The organism is Gemmobacter sp. LW-1, assembly GCF_001303875.1.
GTDB classification, from domain to species: domain Bacteria; phylum Pseudomonadota; class Alphaproteobacteria; order Rhodobacterales; family Rhodobacteraceae; genus Gemmobacter; species Gemmobacter caeni.
In genome coordinates this window covers 37651-58126 of record NZ_LJSC01000048.1, presented here as the reverse complement: position 1 = coordinate 58126, position 20476 = coordinate 37651, and the positions used below count along the sequence as shown (strand labels likewise).

Genomic DNA, 20476 nt, shown 5'->3' with positions numbered 1-20476 from the left:
CGCCCGCCCCGGGCTGAGGGCGATCAGCGCGGCGGCCGCGCAAGAAACCGGGCCGATCCCCGAGGCAATTCGCACCGCTTTGGCGCACCATGATCCGCTGGCCATGGCCGCGACGCTGCAACTGATTGCGGCGGCCGAGACCACCCACAGCGTGCCCGAGGCGCTGGAACGCGAATTCCGCTTCACCGCCCGCGCCGCCGAAAGCGGCGATTTCATCGAAGGGGTGCGGGCAATGCTGATCGATCGCGACGACCGTCCGGCCTGGCGGCAGGCCGGTGCGACCGATTCCGCCCTGTCCGGTGCCGTTGCCGCGATGTTGGCGCCGCTTTAGTCACCGCATGGGTCGCGGTCAGCTCTTCACCTGTTCCGGCTCCGCTGCCGGATGGGCAAAGGCGCTGAAGCAGGTTTCATACCACCGCGCCGTATCGCCGATATCTGCGATCAACGAGCGGCTGGCGGTTTCGTGATCCCCCCGCTCCAGCGCCTCCAGGATTTCGTTATGCCGCTCGACCCCGCGGCTGAACACATCCGGCGCATAGGTCTCAGCCCGGAAGGGCAGCCGCAGCAGCGGTCCCGCGCGCACCCAAAGCGTCTCGATCATCCGATACAGCAATTCCCCGCCTGCAAGCCGGTACAACAGGAAGTGAAACTCCATATTGGCGACGGTCACCGCCTCGGCATCGCCGCGCCGCACGGCCAGTTCCACTTTGTGATTGACCAGTCGCAATTCGTCCATCTGCTCGGGTGTCAGCGGCAGGTCCAACCGCCGGATGGCTGCGCCTTCCAGCATCAGCCGGATCTCGACCAGCTCGCGGAAGCTTTCCGGCCGCATTTCGGGCACACGGGCCGAGCGGTTCTCGGTCAATTCCAGCGCGCGTTCGGCCACCAGACGTTGCAGCGCATCGCGAACCGGGATCATCGACGTGCCCAGCACCTTCGCCAGGCTGCGGATCGTCAGTTGCGCCCCCGGCGCGAAATGGCCACGGATCAGCGCGTTGCGCAGGATCTGATAGACCCGATCATGCAGGTTCACATCCTCCATCAACGAGGTGTCCAGCGCCAACAGCGCCTGATCGCTGTGTCCCTCTGCCCGTTTCGAGCGCCTGATCACTGAGGACTGTCCTTTCTTCGAAACCACCATTTAATGAACCGCCGTCATGCCACCATCAACCACCAGCATATGGCCGTTGAGATAGGATGCCGCGGGCGAACACAGCAGAAGCAGCGGGCCGGCCAGATCCGCCGTCTCGCCCCAGCGCTGCAGCGGCACCCTTGCCGCGATCATCGCGCCGAAGCCAGCATCTTGTTGCAGCACGGTGTTGATCTCGGTTCGGATATAGCCCGGGCACAGCGCATTGACGCAGACCCCATCCTGACCAAGCTCGGCCGCCATCGACCGGGTCAGCCCGGCAATCGCATGCTTGCTGGCGGTGTAGGAATGCGCGTTCTTCTTGCCCTGAAGCGCCAGGATCGAGGCGATATTGACCACCCGCCCCCAGCCGCGTGCCCGCATCGCCGGGATCAGCGCCTGGGTCAGGAACATCGGCGCGGTCAGGTTCAGGCCAATGACCTCGTCCCAGCCGGGCCGGGTCACATCGTCAAAGGCCGCGCGATCAATCATGCCGGCATTGTTGACCAGTATATCCGGTGCCTCGCCAGCCGCGGCCAGCGCCGCGACCAAAGCCTCAAGCCCCTTCTCCTTTCCCAGATCAGCCCGCAGCGCCAGGGCCTGTGCCCCTGAGGCGCGCAGATGCGCCGCTTCTTCTTCCAGCCGGTCCAGATTGCGCGCGATCAGGATCACCCGCGCGCCCGCAGCCGCCAGAACCCGCGCCGTCGCCGCCCCGATCCCGCCCGATGCGCCGGTGATCAGCGCCGTGCGCCCGGCAAGCGAGAACAGCGCGTCAATTTCAGCCAGTCGCTCAGTCGCCATCGGCTTCCTCCGGTATGCGGGCCAGCGGTGCCCGGTAGCTTTCGAAATTTGCACAGATTCCGATGGATTGCCCGGAAATATGTAGCCCGGCGTCCGAAGCCAGGAAAACCGCCATCGCCGCCACGTCTTCCGGCGTCACCGTCTGATGCATCGAGATATTGTGCAGCATCAAGGGCAGATAGGCCGCACCAGTCATGCCGCGCGCCGAGGCCTGTTCGGCTACGACCTTGTCCAGCCGCGGCCCGGCGACCATCCCCGGCATCAGGGCGTTGACGCGGATCCCGTATTCTCCGAGTTCGATTGCCAGCACATCGGTCAGGCCGCGCACTCCGTATTTCGAGGCGGAATAGGGTGCGCGCAGCGGCATGCCCATTCGCCCGGCGGTCGAGGACAGGTTGATGATCGCCCCGCTGCGCTGCGCTTTCATCGCCGGAATGACCGCGCGGGCGGCCAGGAATTGCCCGTCCAGGTTCACCGCCAGGGTCTGGCGCCACTCTGCCAGGCTGATCTCTTCCAGTGCCCGGGTCGGTCCGGCGATGCCAGCATTGTTCACCAGCACGTCGATGCTGCCGAACTCTGCCATCACCTCGGCAAAGAATGCGGTGACCGCCGCCTCGTCCGAAACATCGCACAGCCGCGCCAGATGCGGCGAGGCCGTGACAAGGGCGGGGTCGATGTCGCAGACCGCGACCCGCGCCCCGGCGCTGGCAAAGGCATCGGCGATGGCGCGGCCAATGCCGCCGCAGCCCGCCGTGACCACCACGCGGCGGCCGGTCAGATCCAGTTTCATGGCAATGCCTCTTCCTTCTTGGTTTTGGCCCCAGGCCTGGTGCCGCGCAGAATGCCCGACACCCGCATTTCCCGCCCCCGGCTCAGCCCATCGGGCCGCAGGATCAGTGCCAGCAACATGCACAGGCCCAGAAGCACTTCGCGCGTGCCGCCGGGGATTTGCAGCATCACCCCACCGATATCCACGCCGGTCTCGAAGCGCCGGAAGATCTCGGCCAGAACTGACAGGACAAGCGTTCCGACCACCACGCCCGACATGCTGCGAATGCCACCCACCACCAGCATCGCGATCACGATGAAGGACAGGTTCAGATAGACATTGTTTGCCGTGGTCAGCGCGCCGTTGTTATGGCCCAGCAAAACGCCTCCGGCCCCCGCGACGGCGGCGCTGAGGACAAAGGCCAGCAGCCGCAGCCGCATCACCCGGATGCCCGCGCCATGCGCCGCGACCAGATCTTCGCGACTGGCCCGCAGCAACAGCCCGGCGCGCGAATTCTGGAAAGCCCAGGCGATCAGAAGCGCTGTCAGCGCCGCCGCCAGCGCCGCCCATGGCCCAACCCAGGTCGGCAGCCCGACCAGCGAGGCGGTGCCTTTCGTCCAATCGGTCCAGTTGTTGTAAATCACAGAAATCACGATGAAAAAGGCAAAGGTCGCGATCGAGGCGGCAATGCCGCTGAGCCGCATCAGCGGGATACCGGCCAAGAGGCCCAGAACCGCCGCCAGCCCCATCCCCGCCAGCAGCCCGCCCAGGGGCGAGATCTGGATGCCGCGCAGCATCTCGGGCAGGCCGGGCAGGATCACCCCTTTCATCGCCACCGGAATTGTCACCCAAGCCGAGGCATAGGCCGCGACGATCAGGAAAGCGCCATGGCCAAAGGACAGGATGCCGGAATTGCCGACGAAGATGTAAAGCCCGGTCACGATCACCAGCCTGATCAGCGTATCGGTGGTGATCCGCGCCATGGCCGGGCTGATCTGCGAAAAGATCAGCGTCAGCACCAGCAGAAGCACCGCCCAGACCGCCCAGGGCCAAAGCCAGGCCGCCATGTCGCGCAGCGGATTTTGTTGGTCAGGCATCAGACACGCTCCCATGCGGACCGGACGGCGATCAGACCCTGCGGGCGGACCAGCAGCATCAGGATCACCGAGGTGAAGACGAAGGCTTCGCGGAAGGGTTGCAGATGTGGCGGCAGCACCATTTGCAGGATCGTGGTCACCGCGCCGACCAGAAAGCCGCCAAGCGCGCAGCCCGGCAGGCTGCCCATGCCGCCGATCACCGTGGCGACAAAGCCGATCATCGTCAGCGAAACGCCGAAGAAGGGCGTCATCGAGCCGGTCTGCGCCACGAACAGCACCGTCACTGTCACCGCCAGCACCGCAGAAATCGCGAAAGCCACCGCGATCACCCGATTACTGTTGACGCCGACCAGCCGCGCCATGCGCGGGTTTTCCGACACCGCCCGCATCTGATAGCCGATGCGGGTATATTTGATGAACAGCGCCAGCACAGTGGTCAGCACCACCGTCGCCGCGATCTGCAACAGGCTGACCCCGGCGATCCGAAGCCCGGCAATTTCGACGCTGCGATTGATCGCGGGCAGGAAGTTGACGGTCTTGGTCAGCGATCCGAACATCACCACCCAGATATGCTGGATCATGAAGCTCAGCCCGAAAGACACGATCATCAAAGTCTCGGGTGGCGCGCGGCGCACCTGACGAAACACCAGAAAATCACTGGCCAGTGCGAAAAGCACCACAAAGACCAGCACTGCGCCAATGGCAAAGGGCCAGTAAAGACCGGCGCTCAGCAACAGCACATAGGCGCCGACCATGATGTATTCGCCATAGGCGAAGTTCACGAGGCCGATCACCCCGAAGATCAGCCCGATTCCAATGGCGGTCAGGGCGTAAAGCCCGCCGACGCTGGCCGCGTCGATCAGCATCTGCAACAGCGTCATGGGCGCAGCTCCTTCGCCGGGGCCGAACGGCCGAAAAGCACGGATTCGACCGAACCACGCGCGCTGAGGCTTGCGGCGCTGCCTTCCTCGATCACCTGGCCAGCCTGCATCAGATAGGCGCGGTCGCAAACCGAAAAGGCGCGGGCGGCGTTCTGCTCGACCAGAAGAATGGTGGTGCCTTGATCGCGCAATGTGGCAATCGCGGCATAGACCGCATCGGTCACCACTGGCGCAAGACCAAGCGATGGCTCGTCCAGCATCAATAGCCCGGGTTCGGCCATCAGCGCGCGGCCAATCGCCAGCATCTGCTGCTCGCCCCCCGACAGGAAGCCCGCCATATGGTTGTGCCTTTCAGCAAGACGGGGGAAAAGCGCATAGATCCGGTCGGCATCGGCCTGCATCTGCGCCCGGGTCAGTCGGCGCCGACTGGCGCCGATCAGCAGGTTTTCATGGGTGGACAGCTTCTTGAACACATCGCGCGTCTCGGGCACCAGCGAGATGCCAAGACCGACGCGCTGCTCGGGCTCCTGTCCTGCCAGATCGCGCCCCTCCAGCCGCACCGCGCCGGACCGCAGCGGCACCACCCCCGCGATGGCCAGCAGAAGCGAGGATTTTCCGGCACCATTCGGGCCGATCAGCGCGACCGTCTCGCCCTTGGCGGCATGGATCGACAGGCGGTTCAGCGCGCGCACCGCGCCATAGGTCACCGACACGTCTTCGATTTGCAGATGCGGGGTCATGCCGCAGCACTCCCCAGATAGGCTTCGCGCACCAGGGCGTGATTGCGAATTTCATCGGGCGTTCCCGCCGCCAGAACCTTGCCGCTGCGCAGAACCTGCACCCGGTCGCAAAGGCGGAACACGATATCCATATTGTGTTCAATCAGCAGGATACCGCAGCCGCGCGCCCGGATCGCATCCATCACAGACAGGAAGGCCATGGCCTCTTCGTGGTTCATCCCCGCCGCCGGTTCGTCCAGCATGATGAAGGCAGGTCCCGCCATCATCGCGCGCGCGATCCCGGCGCGCCGCTCGACCCCGTAGGGAAGCGCGCGGGCTTCGGTGTTCAGCCAGCCGTCCAGATCCAGAAGCGCGGCCAGTGTGGCGATCTCGGCCTTCGCCGCGCGGCGGCTTTGCCCCATCGCGAAGCCCGCCGCCAGCAGGTTCTCGGCAACCGTCAGCGCCGGAAAAAGCCGCACCGCCTGAAAGGTGCGCACGAGGCCCCGCCGCACCCGCTCATCCGGCAGCGTGGCCGAGATGTCAGTATCGCCGATGCGGATCGTGCCGGTCTGCGGCTTCTGAAAGCCGGAAAGAACATTGACGAAGGTGGTCTTCCCCGCCCCGTTGGGGCCGATCAGACCAAGGATTTCCGAGGGGCGCAGCTCCAGGTCGACATCGTCGATCACCGTCAGCCCCCCGAATCGGACGGTCACGCCCGTCGCGGTCAGGATATGGGTCATGGCGTACCTTTCGAGAGTGGGGAAACCGCCCCGGGGGGTGAGGCCACGGGACGGGCGAACGGGCGGCACTGATGCCGCCCGCGCCACAGCTCAGAATTCCGGCGGAGAGACCTTTTCCGCCGCGCGCCGCCCGATAGGCTCGTATTTGCCATTCGTGACCTTCATCATCAGCATCGGGCTGGTCAGGTTGATGTGCAGATCGGGCGTATAGGTCGAAGGCCCGGTCAGCAGCGGCTCTCCGGTAAAGCCATCAAGCGCGGTCTGGATCGCCGTCGTATCCAGACTGCCCGCCTTTTCCACCGCCCGCGCCCAGGCCTCGACCGCAGTATAGCCGGTCACCACATGGCCCATCCGTGCCGGTTCGCCGAATTTCTCCTGAAAGCGGGTCATGAAGGCGGCGATCTTGGGATCGGGATCATTGCCCCAGATCGAGGCATAGACCGCGATATAGAAATCGCTCAGATCCGGCACCGCCTCGATCCAGTGGCTGCCATCCATCGATTCCGATGCCAGAACCGGCAGATCGACCCCGGCCGAGCGCAGTTGCCGCATCATCGCGCCATTGTTGGTGAAGCCACACCAGACAATGAAATTCGCATCCGCCCCGTCGGATTTGATCCGCGAGATCTGGCCCGCGATTGCATTGTCATTCAACCCGTTCCAGGTGTCTTCGCCAAGGATGCTGTCCTCGCCCTTCAGATCGACCCAGCGTTTGCGGAAATTGGCGCAGAGCGATTTGGTATATTCAATCGCCGTATCCTGCATGATGTAGACCTTGTCCCAGCCGGGCTGTTCGGCTGCGAATTCGGCCAGCAAAGCGCCTTGGCCATTGGTGGCCAGCGCCTGAGTATAGGCCAGCGGGCCAACGCCCTGCACGCCGAACTTGGCATCGGCCGCGCAACTGGACATGGCGATCTTGCCCTGGGAAATCGCCGTCAGCGCGGCGGGGGCACCGAAGTCATAGTCGCAGGCGACCAGCACCATCTCGGAGCCGGCGTCCAGCACTTCCAGCGCGGCGGTCGGCCCAAGCGAGGGGTCGGATTTGGTGTCGCGGATCACCAGCTCGACCGGGCGCCCCAACAGCCCCCCCCCGCCGCGTTGATGTCATCAACCGCAAGTTCGGCCCCCCGTGCGGCCCCCTTGTCCCAGGGTTCCAGCGTGCCGGTCTGGCCGCTGGCGACGCCGATCACAATCGGGGTGTCATCGGCCTGAACCGGCAGGGCAAGACAAAGGGACAAGGCGGCCGAGCAGGCGGTAAGAAGCATGTGCTTCATGTCAGTTTCTCCTGGCTGTTGGACGATTATATATTGTTTTTATTGTTTTATTTCGCGCGAAGCCGGGCAGTGGCCTCGCGGTCGATCTCAAGCGTCTCGGTGACCGAGACGCCATAGACCTCTTGCGCCCGTTCCCGGGTCACAAGGCCCTCGCGCAGGTCGTGAAGGACGCGCTCGGGCTGGCGCTGACGCGGATCTCCGAAGCCGCCACCGCCACAGGAATAGGAAAGGATGCGCTCGTCGGGGGCCACGGTCACCGAGACCACGACCGGCAGTTCCTCAAGGCTGCCATCGGCCCGCTTGCGATATTGCCGCGCTCCGCCCGCGCTGGCCCCACCTGCCGCCCCTTTGGCGGCGTTGAGGGTGCCGTCGCTGACCGCATTCACCACCATCTCGCAGCCATCGGGGCCATATTCGCCCATCAGACTGGGCGCGCCGGTGAATTCCCCCGCCCCTTCGGTATCGGTGACCAGCCGGCGCTGATAGCAGCGGATCGGATAGGCCATCTCAAGGATTTCGATACTGTCGATATACAGCATCCCGGCATTGCCGGCATGAGCGATGGTGATCCAGCTGTCTTCCGTGGGCGTCCCCGCCCCGGCGGTGGCCCCCAGGAAGATCTGGTTGACGAAGGGCTTGCCCTTGCGGGGGTCTTTGCCCGAAATCACCGCCATCGTCGCCGGGCTGAGCGCGCCGGTCTCTGCCTGGCCGAAGCGGCTGTCCATCGCGGCAATCGCCGTCTGCACCGCATTGGAAATCCGGTCGGCGACATTGGTCGTCGCGACCGAGCAGCTGGTTGGATGTTTCGGGACGCCCACGACTGCGCCCTCGCGCAGCTTCAGCCGCACCCGCCCGAACGATCCCGCATTGCGCGGCACGGTATGGTCGATCGAGTTGAACACCCCGATCAGCGCCGCGGTCCGCGTACAGGCCTCGGAAACGTTGATGCCCAGGTCCAGCGCATCGATATTGTCAGTCAGGTCGATGTCGATGAACCCCTCATCAGGATCGACCGAGACGGTGGCGTTGATCCGTACCCCTTCCGCAGGCGTGCCCGGCAGCGGGTCATGGGTAGAGCTGGAGGTGGCGGTCTTCGCCGGCAGTTTTGCAATCGCCGCCTTCATCCGGTCGGCGCTGTAGCTGAACCATTGCTCGCCCAGTTCCGCCAGTTCGTCCCAGCCGAATTCGGCGCCCACGGCGCGGATCTCGCGTTCGGCGATCCGGCCAGCGCCGATCATGCCAAGGTAATCCCTCCACCACTGATCGGGCACCCGGATACGCATCCGGCACATGCGGATGATATCCTCGATATCCTTGTAATCGCGCTGCACCTGCACCGCCGGGAAGATCAGCGCGCCTTCGTTATAGACGTCTTTCGCATGGCCGAAATAGGTGGTCGGAATCGAATTGCCGATATCGGCCTGATGCGCCTTGACGATGGCGGTATAGCGGTGGCGGCCGTCATCGTCGAAAACCGGCACCAGGATCGACAGATCGGCGGCATGGGAACAGCCGTGATAGGGCGAGTTGTGCAGGAAGGCATCGCCCGGCTTCAGACCGGGGTGCAACTCGCACATCGAGCGCACCATCATGTCGGGGCCGACCAGAACATGGATCGGAATGCTTTCCGCCGTGGCCAGAAGCCGGTTGTCGGCGGTGACGATGCAGCAGGAAAAATCCCGCGCCGTCGCCAGAACGCCCGAGCGCCCGGTGCGCAAAAGCGTATTCGCCATCTTGCGCGCCACCGCCTCCCAGCGGTTGTTCAGGATCGCCAGCTTCACACCGTCGATCGCGCCGGTCTTGCGCGTCTCTGAGCCATGGTTCAGCGGCCGGTTCATGCGTTTTCTCCCAGCAGTTCGATGACAACCGAGCCGGAGGCAACCTTGCGCGCTTCCGATCCGGGGAAGACCACAACCGTGGTGAAGGGGCTTTCCACGATGGCCGGGCCGCGCACGCGGTCGTCCTCGGTCATTTCGGAGAAGCTGGCCAGACGGACTTCGCCCAGACCTGTTTCGCGGAAATAGCAGTTCCGCCGGGTGGATTTGCCGCCAATTCCGATATTCTGCATCTGGCCGATGCTGCCCGAGCGGATTTTCACCGCCACATCGACGCGCCAGCTGACGATTTCGACCGGGGCGCCTTCGTCGCGCACGGCAAACAGCGCCTCATGCGTGTCATGGAACGCGGTTTCAGCAAGGCCAGCTGCAAGAATTGATGCCCGAGGTGTTCAGCTACCATATTCGCTTTTGTGCAATTGCACGTTCTGATCGCAAGGACAGCAGATTGATCCGGTCCTTTCTGCGCGAACTTTCCGGGCCCGGGCCTGAGCTTCCCGATGAGTGATACGGCCGCATTGGCCGACGAGATATCCCTGTCTTCCCGGGCACTGGCATCCAGAAGAACCTCGCCGAAAAGGTCAGGAGGCTGGGCACTCTGGTCGTGAAGCTCAACGAGGAGACGTGAGCTTCTTTTTCTCCATCGCGGGGAGATGGTTTCTTCGCTCTGGCGTCATAACCAGAACATGACGGTATGCGCACGCAGCTTCCCGTGTCGCAGAGGTGCCAGCGGAGCCGGACAGGGGCAGATATCATCCGGCTTTGCGCCATCGAACGTGATATCCGACAGCCGAAGACCGACGTCGATCTTCATATCATTCCGCGTATGTCGGCCGGAAAGCTGAGCCGCAAGGCGGTTCGGTACGCTCATGTCGAAAGCAGAGGCGCTGCCCGCGACCCGCCGTTGCGACCTGACAGACCCGGCCGATGTTCCCAGCAGGGTGCGCTGCGCGTTGTCGGGCCAACGGGGCGGCGCATGGACACATGGCAGCTACGGGGCCAGTCTTTTCTGGGGCAGAAGCAATTCACCAGCAGGGGGTTGGTTCGCCGAATACAAGTCCTCGCCCCCAAACCGCAGGCCGCGCGACGAGATTGCGGCCTGTTTTCGGGGATGGCCCCTTGATCTGCCGCCGGTGTCAGCCGATCAGAATTGCCCTGAAATCGTTGACATTTGTCAGTGTCGGCCCGGTCACCACCTGCCCGCCGATGCTTGCAAAGAAGTTGTGGGCATCATTGGCGGCCAAAGCGTCGGCAGGGGCGACCCCGGCCGCCTTTGCCCGGGCCAGCGTATCAGGGCCGATCACCGCGCCCGCGACTTCGGCGGTGCCGTCAATGCCGTCGGTATCGCAGGCAATGGCATGGATACCTGTCGCGCCCTGCAAGGCAATGGCGAGGGCAAGGCAATATTCCGCATTTGGCCCGCCGACGCCCTTGCCGCGACGGGTGACTGTCAACTCGCCGCCGGAGATCAGCAAAAGCGGCGCATCGCCTGGCTTGCGCGCGGCATGCAGGCGCAGGGCCTGGGCTGCATGGGTTTTTGCGACCTCGCGGGCCTCGCCCTCCAGATCATTGCCAAGGCTGATGACCTTCAACCCCGCCGCTTCGGCCAGCGCGCTGGCAGCCGCCAGTGATTGCGAAGGCGCGGCGTAAATCAGGTTCTGAACCTTTGAAAGGCGCGGATCTTCGGGGGCCAGCACGCCGCTTTGCGACAGCGCCGCTTGTGCAGATGCGGGCAGCGGGATCTGCCATTCCGCCGCGATCTGCGCAGCATCCGCCGCCGTTGCCGCCTCGCCCACCGTGGGGCCAGAGCCGATCAGCCCCGGTGCATCGCCGGGCACATCGGAAATCAGCAAGGTGAGCATCCGGGCAGGATAGGCGGCGGCGGCAAGCTGCCCGCCCTTCACCCGGCTGAGATGCTTGCGCAGGATGTTCATTTGCCCGATGGGCGCACCCGAGGACAGCAGTGCCTGATTGACCGCCTGCTTTTCCTCAAGGGTCATTCCGCCCGCAGGCGCACAGAGCAGGGCCGAAGCCCCGCCCGAGATCAGCGCGAGCACGAAGTCATCTGCATTCAGCCCCGCGACCAGATCAAGCATCCGCGCGGTGGCGGCCACTCCGGCGGCATCGGGCACCGGATGCGCGGCTTCCACGATCTCGATGCCGCGACAGGGGCGGGCATAGCCGTAGCGGGTAATGACAAGCCCCTCGCAGGGACCCCAGGCCGCCTCTGCCGCCTCGGCCATGCGGGCGCTGGCCTTGCCCGCCCCGATCACCACGACTCGCCCCGCAGGCTTTGGTGGCAGATGCGCGGCAAGCGAACGGATCGGGTCTGCAACCTCCACCGCGCGGTCAAAAAGCTGGCGCAGCAGCAGGTGCTCGGAGCAATCGGCGGTCATTTCGAGCTCTCTCCGGGGGATGGTGGAAAGGCGGCGCGGCAGGCTCACCATCTGGCGCCGGGCAAATCGGGCTTGCGCGGGGCAGGACAGAGCCGATTCCTAGTGCATCATACGCCGCCGGTCCAGTGCGCTGCGGCACAGGCCGGTAACCGATGCGGGTTTTCCCCTCCGGGCAAAGTGCGCGCCATGCGCGGCCCCGAAGATCCTGATTGTCGTCCTGATCGGTTTCGCCCTGATCCCGATCCTTCTGCCACCCGCATTTCTTCTCCATGCTGCATCTTGCCGCGCAAGGCTCTGATCGCCGAGGCTGGCGGCAGACATCATGACGCGGTGATCGCGGCGGTGACTTGCCTGTCGGTCGAGGCGCCGGGTGATCTGGTCCGCGCCGGACAGTTCGATAGCACACACGGCGCCGGGGCTTGTGTCGAACCCCGGCGCCGTCTTCATTTGCCGTAAAGCTGATCCGGCAGCCACAGCGCCAGTTGCGGGAAGATCACCAGCAGGATCACAGCCAGACCGAAGAGCAGGAAGAACGGCACCGAAGCCCGCGCGACCCTTCCCAGCGGCCAGTTGGTCAGCCCTTGAAGAACGAAAAGGTTGATCCCTACCGGCGGTGTCAGCAGGCCGATCTCGACCATCAGCACCAGGAAAACGCCGAACCAGACCGGGTCGTATCCGGCTGCCGTCACCAGCGGCAAGGTCATCGGCAGCGTCATCACGATGATCGCCACCCCGTCAACGAAGACCCCCAGAAGCAGGTAGAACAGCGCCAGCAGCGCGATCAGCGCGAGCGGATCAAGGTTCATCGCACCGATTGCCGCACCCAGTTCCTGCGGCAGGTGCAGATAACCGAGCGTGGTCGACAACAGCGAGGCCGAGACTAGGATGATGCAGACCATCGTGCTGGTGCGCACGGTACCCATCAGGCTGGCCCGGATCAGCCCCCAGTTCAGTTCGCCAAGCAGGATCAGCAGACCGAAGGCTGCGAAGACCCCTACTGCCGCCGCCTCGGACGGTGTCGCGATACCCGAATAAATCGCGCCCAGCACAATCCCCATCAGGGCCACCACGGGCAGCAGATCCAGGGCCCCCCGCAGATAGTCGCGCAGTCCGAAATCCTGATGGCCGGCCGGGGCAATGCCGGGGCGGATCAATGCCATCAGCATGATGAAGCCGGAATAAAGCCCCGACACCATCAGCCCCGGCAAAACCCCTGCCGCAAAGAGCCGGCTGACCGAGACTTCGGCGAGGATGCCGTAAATGATCATCGCGATGGACGGGGGCAGCAAGAGCCCCAGGCTGCCCGCCCCGGCAAGCGAGCCCACCGCGATGTTCTGGTTGTAGCCGCGATTGAGCAGTTCGGAGGACGTGATCTTGCCGACCGTCGCCGTGGTCGCGGCAGAGGAGCCGCTGACAGCGGCAAAAAGCGTGCAGCCCAGGACGTTGGTGTGCAGCAGGCGCCCCGGAATCCGGTCCACGAAGGGGGTGAGCCCCCGGAACAGCCGGGCCGAAACCGACGACCGGAAGATCAGTTCGGCGACCCAGATGAACAGCGGAACAGCAGCCATTTCCCAGGTGGAGGCGCTGCGGTAGGTGATCGTGCCGGCAATTGTGAAAACGCGGTCAAGCGGCATCCCGACCAAGAAATGCAGCCCGGCGACCGAGACGAGAAGCAAGCCGACAAAAATCCAGACCCCGCTGCCGAGGGCCACGACAAGCATCGCGATCAGCGCCAGGCCGGAAACGAGCGGGTCCATATATTCCCTTTCTGCCTGTGCCTACAGGTCGTTCTGGAGCGGGCCTTCGTCTCCCGGTGCCACCGGCCCCGGCAGGTCGAAGATCTGGCGCAGCGTCCAGGCGAAAACCTGGAGGCCGAAGATCATGAGCCCCGCGGCGCAGACCGCCTCGGGAATCCAGAGCGGGATTTCGGCAATCGAGCTTGAGGTGCGGCCACGCTCGAAGCTGCGCAGTGCCGATCTCGCGATCACCCAGGCGATCTGCGATGTTACCGCCAGTGTGGTGATCCCGCAGAAGGTTTCGACCATGCGGCGCGCCCGGCCCCGCAGACGGTCGACCAGCAGGCCGACCCGCACCAGCGCCGAATGCTCGAAAGCGTAGCCCAGCGACAGGAATGTCGCCCCGGCAATGCCGTAGCCGACCATCTCGTCCAGGATGAAGGTTGATCGGTCCATCAGGCGCAGCACGATCTCCAGCAGGATATGCAGTGTCATCCCCACCACCAGCAGAGCGGCCAGAACCGCAGCGGCTTGTGACAGGGCAAAGACCCCGCGCTGAAAAAGCATCGCCGGCCGGAGCCAGCCGGCGATGTCTCGGGTGTCAGCGGCGCTCGTCATTGCGCGCGTTTCGCGTCGAAGGCACTCAGGATGGCGTCGGCATCGGCGCCCATCTTGCCCTTCCATTCCTCAAGCGCGGGTTTCGCGGCCTCGGTCAGCGCGGCGATATAGGCCGGATCAACGCCGGTCACTACGGTCATGCCATGGCCCTGCATTTCGGCATAATTCTGCGCGACACGGTCCTCAAGCAGGTTCCAGCCAAAATCCTCGGCGGCTTTCGCGGCTTCGGCCACCCAGGCTTTCTGCTCGTCGCTCAGCGCCTCATAGGCGTCGCGGTTCATATGCACGAATTGTAGTGGCATCGCATAGTTCACCTCGGTGAAATGCGATTGCTGTTCCCAAAGCTGCGAGGCCGAACCGCCATCGGCGGAGGTCAGCACGGCATCAATCGCGCCCGTCGAAAGCTGCGGCACGGTGTCTGCCCAGCTCAGCTGAACCGGGGTGGCGGGGGTATTGCCGAAGGTGATTGTGCCATTGGCATCATAGGTGCGCAGCTTGACGCCCGACAACGCCTCAAGCGAGTCGAGCGGCTTCTTGCCCCAAAGCCCGCTCGGCGGCCAGGGAGTCGCAAACAGCAGCACCTGATTGTCGTCGGCCAGTACCGCCTCGTAGTAGGGCCTGGCGATCTCGTAAAGCATGCGCTCTTCGGCGGGGGTGGCGACAAGGAAGGGGATCGAGGACAGGATGAACACCGGGTTAATCCCTGACCACGGCGTTGCAAACGACGATGCGATGTCCAGCGCGCCGTCACCGACCGCGTCGTACTGGTCAAGCGACTTGTAGCCAAGCGCGGCACCGTGATGGGCCGTCACCACGATGTCACCGCCGGAGACTTCCTTGAGCGTCGCGATGAACGTGTCGGCCGAACGCGCATGGACCGAGTTCGGCGGATATTCATTCGCCAGATCCCAGGTGACGGTTTGCGCCCAGACGGGCAGCGCAGAGGTGAGAAAGGCCCCGAGCAGAAGCGATTTCGTCAGCGTTTTCATGATGTCTTTTCCCTGTTGCTGTTCTTTGTCTTTGCGTGGAAGCGGGGCAGCACGGGCCGCCCCGCCGGTATCATCCGCGGCGTTGCGCGGGATAGTTTCTGTCAAGGAAGGCCGCAGTGTACTTGCCCGAAAGGGCATCTTCGGCCACGGCCCCGGCGCTGCGTTCGGCAGGGGTGCCGTAACCGCCCGAACCGGGGGTTTCCACGATCACTGCCTGATCGCGGCGCAGCGGCACGGCGGATGGTTTGGCAACCAGCACGGTCTCACCCTCGGGTCCGGTCAGCACGAAGCGTCCGGGGCGGCCTTCCGTCCCGCCGAAGATCCCCCATGGCGCATGGGCGAACCGTTCGCCCGCGCCATTGAAGGTGCAATCGTGGTCCACCGGCGCGATCACCCGGCGCAGGCCCGCGCCGCCGCGATAACGTCCGGCACCGCCTGAATCCTCGACGAAGCCATAGCTGACGACCCGCAGCGGATATTCGGTCTCGATGGCTTCAATGGGCAGGTTCGACGTATTGGTGATATGCACCTGAACGCCATCTTTTCCGTCCCGGTCGCTGCGCCCGCCTGCCCCGCCGCCTAGGGTCTCAAGATAGAGGTACGGCCTGCCATTGCGCGGGTCGATCCCCGAGAAAACTGCGGTGGTATTGGCCCCGTTGGAGGCCCCGACTGCCGCATCGGGAAGGGCGGGCGCCAGCGCGCCGATGATCACATCCACCAGCCGCTGCGAGGTATTGAGCCGTTGCGCCACCGGCGCGGGGGCGATGCAATCGACGATGCTGCCCGGCTCGGTCAGCAGTTCGCAGCAGTCCAGGATACCCTCGTTGTTGGCAATCTCGGGGTCCAGCAGCGTTCGCAGCGCATAGGCGACTGCCGCCTTGGCAGCATTGCGCGTCAGGTTGATATTGCCCTTGACCTGTGGTGCCGAGCCACGCAGGTCGAACACCGCCCGGTCCCCGGTGACCGTGATTTCCAGTCGGATCGGAATGTCGCTGGTGCCGCAGCCATCATCGTCCATCACATCTTCGAAGCGATAGACCCCGTCGGGCAGGCCTGCGATGGCCGCGCGCATCCGAGCATGCGTCCGCGTCAGAAGCGAGTCCCACACCTGTTCGATCAGCGCCGCGCCATACCGCTCGGCGATCTCGCCCACCCGCCGCAGGCCCAGACGGCAGGCCGCGATCTGCGCGAAATGATCCCCCCGGCGTTCCTGTGGAATCCGCGCATTCAGCAGCAGGAGGTCCAGAATATCCTGTTGCAGTTCTCCGGCGCGGAACAGCCGCACGACAGGAATCCGCAGCCCCTCCTGATAGATTTCGGACATGCCGCCCGCCATTGATCCCGGCACCATGCCACCGATGTCAGCATGGTGGGCGATGTTGCACACAAAGCCCAGAAGCCGCCCGTCGACGAAGATCGGCGCCGCATAGTTGATGTCAGGCAGGTGGGTGCCACCCGCGACATGCGGGTCGTTTGCCACGAAGATATCGCCTTCGCGGATGTCCTCCGGGGCGTAGCGCGTGAGCACTGCCTGCATCAGCCCGGTCATCGAGGCCAGATGGATCGGCAGCGACATTTCCGCCTGTACGATCAGCCGTCCGGCGCGGTCACAGATCGCGGTGGAATGATCGTGACGTTCCTTGATGTTGGTGGAATAGGCGCTTTTCATCAGCGCGATGAAGGTCTCGTCCACGACTGAACGGAAGGCCGAGGCGACGATTTCGACAGTGATCGCATCGGGGCCATCGCTCGCAGTTGCGGTGGCGGCGGTCAGGGTATCATGGAGGGTCAAAGCTCGGTCTCCCCGCGGGTGATCAGGATGTTACGGGCGCCGTCGACGCGGACGAGGTCGCCGGGGAACAGCAGCAGGGTCGAGTCGAACTGGTCGATCACTGCGGGGCCGGTCAGTTCGGTGCCGGCTGCCAGATCATCCCGGTCGTAAACCGGCGTGTCGAGCGCCTGCGACCCGCTGAACCAGACCGGGCGTCGGCTTTTCGGCTGCGGCACACGCGAGGCGGTGGCGCGGCCCGGCGGGCTGCCGATTTCAGGGCGTGCGCCCTGAGGCGTCAGGCGCAGAGCCATCACCTCGACCGGGTCGTCTGCATTGAAGAATCCGTAGGCCCTGGCATGGGCCTCGAAAAACGACTGCCTGAGCGTTTCGAGGTCAGTCAGCGCGCCGGTTACCGGGATTTGCAGCTCATAGTTCTGACTGATGTAGCGCATGTCCGCGACCAGAGTAGCGCTCCGCTCGTTCACAGGTATCGCTTCGGCCTCGAACCACTGATCGGCCTCGCGCCGCATCTCTTCGGCCAGAGCCTCCAGCGTTGGCCCTGCGGCGGGTGTCAGCGCGATGCGCTGCGAGCGCACCAGGCTTTCCGACCGGCCCGCGACCAGCAGCCCCTGCGCACAAAGGATGCCGGGTGACAGTGGCACGAGGATCTGCGCGATCCCCAGCGCCCGCGCGCAGGCCTCGGCATGCAGCGGCCCCGCGCCGCCAAAGGGCATCAGCACGAAATCGCGCGGATCGTGCCCCCGTTCGACCGAGATTGCACGGATTGCGCGCACCATATTCGCGGCCATCACGTCAAGGATGCCGCGCGCGGCGGTCTCGACCGTGCAGCCCAGCTGCCCGGCGACGCGGCCAACCACCCGGAACGATGCCTCGACATCCAGTGACATGTCGCCACCCAGCAGGCCGCTGGTAGAAAGCCGGCCCAGCACCACATTGGCATCTGTAACCGTCGCCTGATCGCCGCCCCGGCCATAGCAGGCAGGCCCCGGACGGGCGCCTGCGCTGGCGGGGCCGACCTTCATCAGTCCGTCACGGTCGAACCATGCCAGCGAGCCTCCACCCGCGCCGACCGTGTTGATGTCAACCATCGGCATGCGCACCGGAAAATCCGCCACATCGCGGTCGAAGGCGAGACCGATCGAACGGTTCCGGATCAGTGCCACATCCGCGCTGGTGCCGCCGACATCAAAGGTGATGACATTGGCAACGCCCGATTGCATCGCGGTGTGGATCGCGCCATTGGCGCCCGCTGCCGGGCCCGACATGGCCGTGCGGATCGGGAATTCGCGCGCCGTCCCGACCGACATCAGCCCGCCGCTCGACTGGTTGACGCCAAGGCTCGATTTCGGCGAGCGCGTCGCCACCTCGGCCTGGAGGGTATGCATGTACTGCGCGAAGGCCGGTTGCAGATAGGCATTGAGCAAGGTGGTCGAAGAGCGTTCATATTCCCGGAATTCGGGCATCACATCCGACGAGGCCGACACCGCCACTCCGGGCAGCGCGGCAACCAGCCGTGCCTTGACCGCCTGTTCATGCGCCGGGTTGAGATAGGCAAAAAGGAAGGCAATTGCGACCGCCTCGACCTGTTCAGCGCGCAGGGACGCAATGACCGCATCCACGCTGGCCATGTCGAGAGGCTCGACCACGGCGCCATCGGCCCCGATCCGCTCATCAACTTCAAACCGCAGATGTCGCGGGGCCAGCGGCGGCGGGAAATCTGCCTTCAGGTCATACATCTTCGGGCGGATCTGGCGGCCGATTTCGACGAGGTCGCGGAAATTGCGCGTTGTTACCATCGCCACCTTGGCACCAGTGCGCTGGATCAGCGCATTCGTGGCAACGGTGGTGCCGTGCCCGATGGCGCGTACATCGCCCAGATCAAAGCCTGCCTTCTCGGCCAGCGCGTCGAGCCCGGCGATGATTGCCTCGGCGGGGTTCGCGGGCGTGCTGGAGACCTTGTTCAGGGCGATACGCCCGCTGGCGCTTTCGATGGCGCAAAGATCGGTGAACGTGCCCCCGACATCGACGCCTATCGTCCAGGTTTCGGCCATGTCATGAATCCTCTCTGTATTCCATAAAAATACACAATGTATAATGCGTGTCTGTCAACAGTTTCTTGTCAGGATCATTCCGAGTTGGAAAACAGGTATGCGCGGCTGTATACGGCGCGTGGCATCCATGCAGCGGAGGCGGTAAGATGGTGAAAAAACCGGCGGCGGCGAAACCGGCCGCAGAGCGCGGGGCCGAACATGTCTACCGCATGCTGCGCCAGGCGATTCTGCGCATGGAACTGCGGCCTGGCTCCGATCTGGACGAGGTGGAGATCTCTGCGCGCTATGAGGTGTCACGCACGCCCGTGCGCGAAGCGCTGATCCGGCTGACGGCCGAGGGTCTGGTACAGGCGGTGCGCGGTCGCGGGTCGCGCGTGGCCGCGATGAACCTGTTCGATTTGCGTGATTTCTTCGAATCGCTCGATCTCTTGCAGCGTGCGCAGACCACGCTGGCCGCCGTTCGCCGGACCGAAGCGCAGATGCAGGCGATCGAGGCGGCGGCGCTGGGCTTCGAACAGGCCGCGCCACGCCGCGACGTCGATGCGCTGAACGAGATGAATTTTCGGTTTCATCTGGCGATCAGCGAGGCGGCGCATTCGATGCACCTGCATCACGCTTATGAACGTGCGCTGATCGAGGGGATGCGGGTCGGGCACGTCAGCTTCATCGAACATGATGGCGCTGCGGCGCGGCTGCAAAACCACCTGGATCTGACGATCGCCGATCACCGTGAGATGGTCCGGCTGATTCGCGATCAGGATACCACGGGCGCAGAACTGGTTGCCGCGCGCCATGTTGCGCTGTTCCGGGACCGGATCGTGGCAACCGTGCTGACGCCGGATGCCACGCGTCGCCTGCACCCGCCAGCGTAAGGCGTGCCGCAGGAGTTGCACATATATCCGGTTACAGGCTTTCGCTTGTTCTATGATCCGAATCTTATAGCGCGGAATTCAGCTTCCAGCTGAGCAGATACGCTTAGAGACGCGCCAAGATACTTGTCACCAGATGGCTCGCTTTCAGATCATGCACAGATGAAAATGGTCATCTGGATTGTTTGGCCCCTTGGTGCGGGCTTATTGAAAACGGCGGTGGAACTCGCGAAACGGGCGCCATATGCGCCCCCGATATCAGAGAAGGTTTTGCGGCCCGGTTGTCGCCGGGCGCCGCAAATCATTGCGCCAATCCACCGCCGAAGCCCGTTGAACCGGAGCCCCTTAGGCCAGCATCGAGTCGAGTGACTTGCCCGCCTCAAGCGCTTCGTTAATCCAGCGGGGTTTGCGGCCCCGGCCTGACCAGGTGAGGTCAGCATTTTCCGGGTGGCGGTATTTTGCAGCCGCAGGCGCGCGTTTGCGGGCGGTTGCCGCTTCGGCAAGAGCTTCGAAAGAATAGCCGAGTTCGCGGGCCAGTTCATCGACCTTTGCGCGGGCTTCGGCCTTTCTTCTATCCTCGAATGAGGCAATTGCCTTTGCAACCGACTTTTCGAGTTGCTTGAGCTCACTAAGTGAAAACGCGTCCAGGTTGATTTCAGTCATAAGGATCCCCTTCCTTTGCCCTATTGGTAAGGCAGGCGGCACTATAGGGCAATTCCCCATGCTGAGAAATGCCGTGTAGTGCTTGCGGATCATATAGAATTCCCGGTCGATCCGGAT

Annotated in this window: 20 protein-coding genes; 2 read left to right on the top strand and 18 right to left on the bottom strand. The window is 64.2% G+C overall.

Features of this window, described 5'->3' with window-relative positions; all coding sequences use genetic code 11:
• Positions 1 to 331: enoyl-CoA hydratase/isomerase family protein (locus AO684_RS22305; protein WP_235451288.1), on the top strand; the 331-nt coding region annotated here is incomplete at its 5' end.
• 18 nt (positions 332 to 349) lie between these two features.
• Here the strand turns inward: AO684_RS22305 and AO684_RS13755 are convergent.
• From AO684_RS13755 to AO684_RS13670, 17 genes are all read right to left on the bottom strand, one after another.
• Positions 350 to 1111: a GntR family transcriptional regulator gene (locus AO684_RS13755; RefSeq protein WP_158640761.1), complete on the bottom strand. Its 762-nt coding sequence runs from the start codon at positions 1109 to 1111 to the stop codon at positions 350 to 352.
• A gap of 30 nt (positions 1112 to 1141) precedes the next feature.
• Positions 1142 to 1930, bottom strand: a complete 789-nt coding sequence (locus AO684_RS13750) for an SDR family NAD(P)-dependent oxidoreductase (protein WP_054303323.1) — start codon at positions 1928 to 1930, stop codon at positions 1142 to 1144.
• On the bottom strand, positions 1920 to 2720 hold the full coding sequence (locus AO684_RS13745; protein ID WP_054303322.1) for an SDR family oxidoreductase: 801 nt from the start codon (positions 2718 to 2720) through the stop codon (positions 1920 to 1922). Before AO684_RS13745 ends, AO684_RS13750 begins: the two co-directional genes overlap by 11 nt.
• Positions 2717 to 3796, bottom strand: a complete 1080-nt coding sequence (locus tag AO684_RS13740; RefSeq protein WP_054303321.1) for a branched-chain amino acid ABC transporter permease — start codon at positions 3794 to 3796, stop codon at positions 2717 to 2719. The genes AO684_RS13745 and AO684_RS13740 overlap by 4 nt, the downstream gene beginning before the upstream one ends.
• Entirely contained in the window at positions 3796 to 4677 is an 882-nt protein-coding gene (locus AO684_RS13735; protein WP_054303320.1) for a branched-chain amino acid ABC transporter permease, read from the bottom strand. Before AO684_RS13735 ends, AO684_RS13740 begins: the two co-directional genes overlap by 1 nt.
• Positions 4674 to 5417, bottom strand: a complete 744-nt coding sequence (locus tag AO684_RS13730) for an ABC transporter ATP-binding protein (protein WP_054303319.1) — start codon at positions 5415 to 5417, stop codon at positions 4674 to 4676. Before AO684_RS13730 ends, AO684_RS13735 begins: the two co-directional genes overlap by 4 nt.
• Entirely contained in the window at positions 5414 to 6136 is a 723-nt protein-coding gene (locus AO684_RS13725) for an ABC transporter ATP-binding protein (RefSeq protein ID WP_054303318.1), read from the bottom strand. The genes AO684_RS13730 and AO684_RS13725 overlap by 4 nt, the downstream gene beginning before the upstream one ends.
• A gap of 90 nt (positions 6137 to 6226) precedes the next feature.
• Entirely contained in the window at positions 6227 to 7216 is a 990-nt protein-coding gene (locus AO684_RS13720) for an ABC transporter substrate-binding protein (protein ID WP_054303317.1), read from the bottom strand.
• Positions 7192 to 7410, bottom strand: a complete 219-nt coding sequence (locus AO684_RS13715; RefSeq protein WP_054303316.1) for an ABC transporter substrate-binding protein — start codon at positions 7408 to 7410, stop codon at positions 7192 to 7194. Before AO684_RS13715 ends, AO684_RS13720 begins: the two co-directional genes overlap by 25 nt.
• Positions 7411 to 7457: 47 nt before the next feature.
• Entirely contained in the window at positions 7458 to 9248 is a 1791-nt protein-coding gene (locus AO684_RS13710; protein WP_054303315.1) for a hydantoinase B/oxoprolinase family protein, read from the bottom strand.
• The gene (locus AO684_RS13705; RefSeq protein ID WP_054303314.1) at positions 9245 to 9562 is read right to left on the bottom strand and encodes a hypothetical protein; all 318 of its coding nucleotides are present in this window, start codon (positions 9560 to 9562) and stop codon (positions 9245 to 9247) included. The genes AO684_RS13710 and AO684_RS13705 overlap by 4 nt, the downstream gene beginning before the upstream one ends.
• Before the next feature lie 819 nt (positions 9563 to 10381).
• Complete coding sequence (locus AO684_RS13700) at positions 10382 to 11641, bottom strand: glycerate kinase (RefSeq protein WP_054303313.1); 1260 nt, start codon at positions 11639 to 11641, stop codon at positions 10382 to 10384.
• A gap of 443 nt (positions 11642 to 12084) precedes the next feature.
• Positions 12085 to 13398, bottom strand: coding sequence for a TRAP transporter large permease (locus AO684_RS13690; protein ID WP_054303311.1), 1314 nt, complete (start codon positions 13396 to 13398; stop codon positions 12085 to 12087).
• Between the two features lie 21 nt (positions 13399 to 13419).
• Positions 13420 to 13944, bottom strand: a complete 525-nt coding sequence (locus AO684_RS13685) for a TRAP transporter small permease subunit (RefSeq protein ID WP_161806017.1) — start codon at positions 13942 to 13944, stop codon at positions 13420 to 13422.
• 47 nt (positions 13945 to 13991) lie between these two features.
• Positions 13992 to 14984, bottom strand: a complete 993-nt coding sequence (locus tag AO684_RS13680; protein WP_054303309.1) for a TRAP transporter substrate-binding protein — start codon at positions 14982 to 14984, stop codon at positions 13992 to 13994.
• 70 nt (positions 14985 to 15054) lie between these two features.
• Complete coding sequence (locus tag AO684_RS13675; protein ID WP_054303308.1) at positions 15055 to 16776, bottom strand: hydantoinase B/oxoprolinase family protein; 1722 nt, start codon at positions 16774 to 16776, stop codon at positions 15055 to 15057.
• A complete protein-coding gene (locus tag AO684_RS13670) occupies positions 16773 to 18827 on the bottom strand; it encodes a hydantoinase/oxoprolinase family protein (protein WP_054303307.1) in 2055 nt (684 codons plus the stop codon). Before AO684_RS13670 ends, AO684_RS13675 begins: the two co-directional genes overlap by 4 nt.
• Before the next feature lie 146 nt (positions 18828 to 18973).
• Here AO684_RS13670 and AO684_RS13665 point away from each other — a divergent pair, with 146 nt between their 5' ends.
• Positions 18974 to 19699, top strand: a complete 726-nt coding sequence (locus tag AO684_RS13665) for a GntR family transcriptional regulator (RefSeq protein WP_054303306.1) — start codon at positions 18974 to 18976, stop codon at positions 19697 to 19699.
• 342 nt (positions 19700 to 20041) lie between these two features.
• Here the strand turns inward: AO684_RS13665 and AO684_RS13660 are convergent, their stop codons facing one another.
• Entirely contained in the window at positions 20042 to 20359 is a 318-nt protein-coding gene (locus AO684_RS13660; RefSeq protein ID WP_054303305.1) for an H-NS family nucleoid-associated regulatory protein, read from the bottom strand.
• Positions 20360 to 20476 lie beyond the last annotated feature (117 nt).

Bases quoted from the DNA above. Each gene is read 5' to 3' on its own strand.
- AO684_RS13735 (WP_054303320.1), bottom strand. From the start codon at position 4,677: ATGACGCTGTTGCAGATGCTGATCGACGCGGCCAGCGTCGGCGGGCTT.
- AO684_RS13730 (WP_054303319.1), bottom strand. From the start codon at position 5,417: ATGACCCCGCATCTGCAAATCGAAGACGTGTCGGTGACCTATGGCGCG.
- AO684_RS13670 (WP_054303307.1), bottom strand. From the start codon at position 18,827: ATGGCCGAAACCTGGACGATAGGCGTCGATGTCGGGGGCACGTTCACC.
- AO684_RS13685 (WP_161806017.1), bottom strand. From the start codon at position 13,944: ATGCTTTTTCAGCGCGGGGTCTTTGCCCTGTCACAAGCCGCTGCGGTT.
- AO684_RS13665 (WP_054303306.1), top strand. From the start codon at position 18,974: ATGGTGAAAAAACCGGCGGCGGCGAAACCGGCCGCAGAGCGCGGGGCC.
- AO684_RS13715 (WP_054303316.1), bottom strand. From the start codon at position 7,410: ATGAAGCACATGCTTCTTACCGCCTGCTCGGCCGCCTTGTCCCTTTGT.
- AO684_RS13700 (WP_054303313.1), bottom strand. From the start codon at position 11,641: ATGACCGCCGATTGCTCCGAGCACCTGCTGCTGCGCCAGCTTTTTGAC.
- AO684_RS13660 (WP_054303305.1), bottom strand. From the start codon at position 20,359: ATGACTGAAATCAACCTGGACGCGTTTTCACTTAGTGAGCTCAAGCAA.
- AO684_RS13740 (WP_054303321.1), bottom strand. From the start codon at position 3,796: ATGCCTGACCAACAAAATCCGCTGCGCGACATGGCGGCCTGGCTTTGG.
- AO684_RS13750 (WP_054303323.1), bottom strand. From the start codon at position 1,930: ATGGCGACTGAGCGACTGGCTGAAATTGACGCGCTGTTCTCGCTTGCC.
- AO684_RS13680 (WP_054303309.1), bottom strand. From the start codon at position 14,984: ATGAAAACGCTGACGAAATCGCTTCTGCTCGGGGCCTTTCTCACCTCT.
- AO684_RS13690 (WP_054303311.1), bottom strand. From the start codon at position 13,398: ATGGACCCGCTCGTTTCCGGCCTGGCGCTGATCGCGATGCTTGTCGTG.
- AO684_RS13710 (WP_054303315.1), bottom strand. From the start codon at position 9,248: ATGAACCGGCCGCTGAACCATGGCTCAGAGACGCGCAAGACCGGCGCG.
- AO684_RS13745 (WP_054303322.1), bottom strand. From the start codon at position 2,720: ATGAAACTGGATCTGACCGGCCGCCGCGTGGTGGTCACGGCGGGCTGC.
- AO684_RS13725 (WP_054303318.1), bottom strand. From the start codon at position 6,136: ATGACCCATATCCTGACCGCGACGGGCGTGACCGTCCGATTCGGGGGG.